Below are 6449 nucleotides of genomic sequence, written 5' to 3'. Positions count from 1 at the left end.
GGAAGGCGCGCCCAGGGACACCCGATCCGGCGACGGACGGCACCGCCCCCTGCTCACCGGAGTGATGAGCAGGGGCATCGGACCGTCCAGGCCGGAACGGGCGTCCTTGGGCGTGAGGGAACCCGCCCCCGCATTCCCGGACCACGGACACGATCCGTGCACGCCGGGCGCGGAGTGAACGCGGGCAACCAGAACGCCCAACACCGTCCGGGGCGTTCGGCCGAGCACGGGACCTGGCAACAGGACTCACTCCCGCTCAGTCTCTAGGAACGGTAACGGGACCGTTGCGGTCGGAGCGATCGCGAAAAATGATCGATCAAATGAGTCACAAAGGTCACACAGGACTTTCGGAACCAGGGCGAAGGGGGGCAGGATGAGTAGGTTGGCGGCACTGAGTGCCGCCAATAGGCCCAATGGTCGACCCCGAGTGCACTCTCCTGCGCCAAATGGGGGATGGTAGAGACAGTCAGGGCACCTCGAAGAAGAGGCACTACGTCGGTGAGGGATGACGTGAGCGAGCACACCAATAACGCTGTAGTACTGCGGTTCGGCGACGGCGAGTACACCTACCCGGTGATCGACAGCACCGTCGGCGACAAGGGCTTCGACATCGGGAAGCTCCGCGCTCAGACCGGTCTGGTGACCCTGGACAGCGGCTACGGCAACACCGCCGCCTATAAATCCGCAGTCACCTACCTCGACGGCGAGCAGGGCATCCTGCGGTACCGCGGCTACCCGATCGAGCAGCTGGCCGAGCGCTCCACCTTCCTCGAGGTGGCGTTCCTGCTCATCAACGGCGAGCTGCCGACCGTGGACGAGCTCGCCGTGTTCAAGAACGAGATCACGCAGCACACCCTGCTGCACGAGGACGTCAAGAACTTCTACCGCGGCTTCCCCCGTGACGCGCACCCGATGGCGATGCTGTCGTCGGTCGTCTCGGCGCTGTCGACCTTCTACCAGGACAGCCACAACCCGTTCGACGAGAAGCAGCGCAACCTCTCGACGATCCGGCTGCTCGCCAAGCTTCCGACCATCGCCGCGTACGCGTACAAGAAGTCGATCGGTCACCCCTTCGTCTACCCGCGCAACGACCTCGGTTACGTCGAGAACTTCCTCCGTATGACGTTCTCGGTGCCGGCGCAGGAGTACGACCTCGACCCGGTCGTCGTCTCCGCCCTCGACAAGCTGCTCATCCTGCACGCCGACCACGAGCAGAACTGTTCGACGTCGACGGTCCGTCTGGTCGGCTCCTCGCAGGCGAACATGTTCGCCTCGATCTCGGCCGGTATCTCCGCGCTCTGGGGCCCGCTGCACGGCGGCGCCAACCAGTCCGTCCTGGAGATGCTGGAGGGCATCCAGGCCAACGGCGGCGACGTCGACTCCTTCATCCGCAAGGTGAAGAACAAGGAGGACGGCGTCCGCCTGATGGGCTTCGGCCACCGGGTGTACAAGTCCTTCGACCCGCGCGCGAAGATCATCAAGGCCGCCGCGCACGACGTCCTCTCGGCCCTCGGCAAGTCCGACGAGCTGCTGGACATCGCGCTGAAGCTGGAGGAGCACGCGCTCTCCGACGACTACTTCGTCTCGCGCAACCTCTACCCGAACGTCGACTTCTACACGGGCCTCATCTACCGCGCGATGGGCTTCCCGACGGAGATGTTCACGGTCCTGTTCGCCCTCGGCCGCCTCCCGGGCTGGATCGCCCAGTGGCACGAGATGATCAAGGAGCCGGGTTCGCGCATCGGCCGCCCGCGCCAGATCTACACGGGTGTGGTGGAGCGGGACTTCGTCCCCGTCGAAGAGCGCTGAGCTTCAGTCGCCGGGCGAGCTGCAACGCTCACACCAGCTTGCCCGGCGAGTGAGCCGAAGGGGCGCGCCTGTGTCGAGGGCGTGAGCGCGCGGAGGCCCGAAGGGTCGAGCACGGTCGCGGTCTCGACACAGGCTGGAGCGCCCCGGAGGCGAACCGAGCCACAAAACAAAACAGAAGGCGCCCTGCCGACGGTCCCCCCACGGGCCGGCGTACAGGGCGCCTTCCCATGTCCCGGTGCGGATTCCCCCCACGGGATCCGGCCGGGCGTTCGAGAGGACAGCGCCTGAATTCGCTATCACTGGTGTGCAGGCCGCCGAGGCAGCCGTTGTTGTGCCAGCTGCCGACTGGGCAGCTGTCGAGCAGAACGAGCAAAACTCGTCGCACTCCTGCTGTGTGCGGTCTGCCGGGACGCGCACGCTGGGGTGGGCCGCTCAAGCTTCCCGGTGTACGTGTCCCGGCAACGCATTTCCGAGGACGTCCCCCAAGACATCCTCAGACGTCAGCCAACGCCCCCCAAGACGCTGTCTGACATCGCCAACTTAGACCTTCGAAGCCCTTCGATGGTTACCTTCACAGCACTGTGATCTGCGTCTCTCGCATTTGTCCTTCAGATACGCCAGATCCCGGTTGTCGCGACCGGGACCCCAGCGTAAGGATGATGCGGGAGCCTTGTGAAGAGCTTATGTGAGGCTCGCGTTGGACTCCATAGCCTCTTTGACAACGACTTGGGCATACTCACGGTAACTTCGGGCAGATCCCGGTTGCCCTCAGCGGAACGTACGCAGTCGGAGGCTGTTCGTCACCACGAACACCGACGAGAACGCCATCGCGGCCCCCGCGATCATCGGATTGAGCAGTCCGGCGGCGGCCAGCGGCAGCGCGGCCACGTTGTAGCCGAAGGCCCACAGCAGGTTGCCCTTGATGGTCGTGAGCGTCTTCCGGGACAGCCGGATGGCGTCGGCGGCCACCCGCAGATCCCCGCGCACCAGCGTCAGATCGCTCGCCTCGATCGCCGCGTCCGTGCCCGTACCCATCGCCAGGCCCAGATCGGCGGTGGCCAGCGCCGCCGCGTCGTTGACCCCGTCGCCGACCATCGCGACGGCCCGCCCCTCGCCCTGGAGTCGCCGTACGACGTCGACCTTCTCCGCGGGCAGCACCTCGGCGATGACATCCGCGGAGTCGATCCCGACGGCCTTGGCCACCGCGTCCGCGACCGCACGGTTGTCCCCGGTCAGCAGTACCGGCGTGAGCCCCAGCGCGCGCAGCTCGCGCACGGCCTCGGCGCTGGTCTCCTTGACCGCGTCGGCGACGGTGAGGACACCGCGCGCCACCCCGTCCCAGGCCACCACGACGGCCGTACGTCCGCCGCTCTCGGCCTCGGCCTTCGCGCGGGCCAATTCCTCCGGGAGCGGCTCCGACAGCCCGTCCACGAGCCGCCCCACGGCCACCTCGTGGCCGTCCACACGCCCTCGTACGCCCCGCCCCGGCACGTTCTCGAAGGACGCGACCTCCGGCAGCGCCCCAACCCGTTCCTCCGCCCCCGCCGCGATCGCCCGCGCGACCGGATGCTCGGAGGCGTGTTCGAGGGCGCCCGCGAGCCGCAGCACCTGCTTCTCGTCGGCGCCCTCGGCGACGTACACCTCCTGGAGGGTCATCCGTCCCGTCGTCACCGTGCCCGTCTTGTCCAGGACGATCGTGTCGACGCGGCGCGTGGACTCCAGGACCTCGGGACCCTTGATGAGGATGCCGAGCTGCGCCCCGCGCCCGGTGCCGACCATGAGCGCGGTCGGGGTGGCGAGCCCCAGCGCACAGGGACAGGCGATGATCAGCACGGCGACGGCGGCGGTGAAAGCGGAGACGGTCTCGCCCGTGACCCCGAGCCAGACCCCGAACGTACCGACCGCGATCAACAGCACCACCGGCACGAAGATCCCGGAGATCCGGTCGGCGAGCCGCTGCACCTCGGCCTTGCCGTTCTGCGCGTCCTCCACCAGCCGGGCCATGCGCGCGAGTTGGGTGTCCGCGCCGACCCGGGTGGCCTCGACGACCAGCCGGCCCCCGACGTTCACGGTCGCACCGGTGACGGCGTCCCCGGCACCGACATCGACCGGCACGGACTCGCCGGTCAGCATCGACGCGTCGACCGCCGAGACACCCTCGACGACGGTGCCGTCGGTGGCGACCTTCTCCCCGGGCCGTACGACGAACCGGTCCCCGATAGCCAACTCACCCACGGGAACCCGCACTTCACGCCCACCGCGCAGCACGGAGACGTCCTTGGCGCCGAGTTGCATCAGTGCCCGTAGAGCGGCGCCCGAACGCCGCTTGGCGCGGGCTTCCAAATACCGCCCGAGAAGGATGAACGCGACGACTCCGGCGGCGACTTCGAGATAGATCTCGGAGGTGCCGCCGGCGCGGGAGGCGGTGAAGGAGAAACTCTCCCGCACCCCCATCCCGTCCATGCCGTCCATCCCGGGCATCGCGGCTCTGCCCGCATCGCCCCAGAACAGTGCCCACAGGGACCAGCCGAAAGCGGCGAGCGTACCGACCGACACCAGGGTGTCCATGGTGGCCGCGCCGTGCCGCGCGTTGGTGAACGCGGCCCGGTGGAACGGCAGTCCGCCCCAGATGACGACCGGCGAGGCGAGCGTCAGCGCGAGCCACCGCCAGTTGTCGAACTGGAGCGCGGGAATCATGGACATCAGGACGACGGGCGCGGCGAGCAGGGCGGAGACGAGGAGCCGTTGCCGGAGCGCGCCCAACTCGGGGTCGTCGTCACGCTCGGCAGGAGCCGCCTCCACCGGTACCGGCGGAGGCGGTTCCTCGGCGGTGTACCCCGTCTTCACGACGGTGGCGATCAGATCGCCGACCCCGACCCCGTCGGCGTACGAGACCTTGGCCTTCTCCGTCGCGTAGTTGACCGTCGCGGAGACGCCCTCCATGCGGTTGAGCTTCTTCTCGACACGGGCCGCGCACGAGGCGCAGGTCATCCCGCCGATGGTCAGCTCGACCTCGTGGGGCGTGGCTATCGGGGTCTCGGTGCCGGTACTGGTCATGGTCGCCGCGTCCGTCCGTACGGTCAGACCCGGCCGGCCAGCTCGAAGCCCGCTTCGTCCACCGCGGCGCGGACGGCGGCCTCGTCGAGCGGGGCTGCGGACACGACGGTGACCTCGCCGGTGGCGGCGACGGCCTGCACGGAGGTCACCCCGGCCAGCTCCGAGATCTCGCTCGACACCGAGCCCTCGCAGTGCCCGCAGCTCATTCCGGTCACCTGGTAGACGGCGGTGACGGAACCCGGGGTGTCGGTCTGAGCGGTCATGTCGTTGCTCCTCTGCGAAGTGTCGTCGGGGGCGTCATCGTGGCGCACGAGCCCGGTGACCCCACTGACCCCTTGTGAGTCTCACCCTACTATACCCCTGGGGGGTACTTCACTCGTGACAGTGGCAAGATCTCCGGTACGAGGGACGGCGACTGTGAAGGCGAGGGGTCCATGCGTGCGGTGGTGTTCGAGCGGTACGGGGAGCCGGCCGAGGTACGGGAGGTGCCGGACCCGGTGCCCGCGCCGCACGGCGTCGTGGTGCGCGTCGAGGCCACCGGGCTGTGCCGCAGCGACTGGCACGGCTGGATGGGCCACGACTCCGACATCGCGCTGCCGCACGTGCCCGGCCATGAACTCGCGGGTGTCGTCGAGGCGGTCGGCGCCGGAGTGACCGGCTGGCGTTCCGGCGACCGGGTGACGGTCCCCTTCGTCTGCGCCTGCGGGAGCTGCCCGTCGTGCGCGGCCGGGGACCAGCAGGTGTGCGAGCGGCAGACCCAGCCGGGGTTCACGCACTGGGGTTCGTTCGCGGAGTTCGTGGCGTTGGACCACGCGGACGTGAACCTGGTCGCCGTACCGGAGGGCATGTCCTACGCCACGGCGGCCTCACTGGGCTGCCGGTTCGCGACGGCGTACCGCGCGGTCGTCCAGCAGGGCCGGGTGGCGGCGGGGGAGTGGGTCGCGGTGCACGGGTGCGGTGGGGTGGGCCTGTCGGCCGTGATGATCGCGGCGGCGGCCGGGGCGCGGGTGGTCGCGGTGGATGTGTCGCCCGGGGCCCTGGAACTGGCGCGGAAGTTCGGCTCGGTGGAGTGCGTGAACGCGGCGACGACGGGCGACACGGCGGCGGCCGTACGTGAACTGACGGCTGGCGGCGCCCACTTGTCCCTGGACGCGCTGGGCTCACCGGTCACCTGCGCGTCCTCGGTGAACGGCCTGCGCCGCCGGGGCCGCCACGTCCAGGTGGGCCTGCTCCCGTCGCCTACCGGCACGACCCCGGTCCCGATGGCCCGCGTGATCGCCCTGGAACTCGAACTCCTGGGCAGCCACGGCATGGCGGCCCACACGTATCCCCAGATGCTGGAGCTGGTAGGGGCAGGCGTACTGCGCCCGGACCTCCTGGTCACATCCACGATCCCCCTGACCGAATCCCCGACGGCCCTGGCGGAGATGGGCACGGCGTCGGGGGCGGGGGTGACGGTCATCGAGCCGTGGCGCTGAACCAGATTCACCTCGCCCCCGCCGCCCCTACCCGTCCCATCCCTGGGGGCTGCGCCCCCAGACCCCCGCTACGGCCCTGAACGGGCCTAGTCCTCAAACGCCGGA

At 69.3% G+C, this 6449-nt stretch carries 4 protein-coding genes and 1 pseudogene; 3 read left to right on the top strand and 2 right to left on the bottom strand.

The window, feature by feature from the left end; genetic code table 11:
• Nucleotides 1-267: pseudogene (locus ACWCRB_RS48515) on the top strand (IS200/IS605 family accessory protein TnpB-related protein); the annotation flags it as partial.
• Between the two features lie 243 nt (nt 268-510).
• Nucleotides 511-1809, top strand: a complete 1299-nt coding sequence (locus ACWCRB_RS48510; RefSeq protein WP_451002172.1) for a citrate synthase — start codon at nt 511-513, stop codon at nt 1807-1809.
• Between the two features lie 768 nt (nt 1810-2577).
• Here ACWCRB_RS48510 and ACWCRB_RS48505 read toward each other — a convergent pair.
• Both ACWCRB_RS48505 and ACWCRB_RS48500 read right to left on the bottom strand, forming a co-directional pair.
• Entirely contained in the window at nt 2578-4866 is a 2289-nt protein-coding gene (locus ACWCRB_RS48505; protein ID WP_451002171.1) for a heavy metal translocating P-type ATPase, read from the bottom strand.
• Nucleotides 4867-4889: 23 nt separating this feature from the next.
• Nucleotides 4890-5129 carry a heavy-metal-associated domain-containing protein gene (locus ACWCRB_RS48500; RefSeq protein ID WP_451002170.1) on the bottom strand — a complete coding sequence of 80 codons (240 nt, stop codon included), beginning with the start codon at nt 5127-5129 and terminating at the stop codon, nt 4890-4892.
• A gap of 171 nt (nt 5130-5300) precedes the next feature.
• On the opposite strand from ACWCRB_RS48500, the gene ACWCRB_RS48495 reads away from it, so the two are divergent.
• Nucleotides 5301-6344, top strand: a complete 1044-nt coding sequence (locus ACWCRB_RS48495) for a zinc-dependent alcohol dehydrogenase family protein (RefSeq protein ID WP_451002169.1) — start codon at nt 5301-5303, stop codon at nt 6342-6344.
• Nucleotides 6345-6449 lie beyond the last annotated feature (105 nt).

Source organism: Streptomyces sp. NPDC002156 (assembly GCF_053593675.1).
Note: the sequence above shows the minus strand (reverse complement) of the source record. Positions and strands in the feature narration are given on the sequence as shown.

Coding starts and splice junctions, on each gene's coding strand:
- ACWCRB_RS48505 (WP_451002171.1), bottom strand. CDS start 4,866: ATGACCAGTACCGGCACCGAGACCCCGATAGCCACGCCCCACGAGGTC.
- ACWCRB_RS48500 (WP_451002170.1), bottom strand. CDS start 5,129: ATGACCGCTCAGACCGACACCCCGGGTTCCGTCACCGCCGTCTACCAG.
- ACWCRB_RS48495 (WP_451002169.1), top strand. CDS start 5,301: ATGCGTGCGGTGGTGTTCGAGCGGTACGGGGAGCCGGCCGAGGTACGG.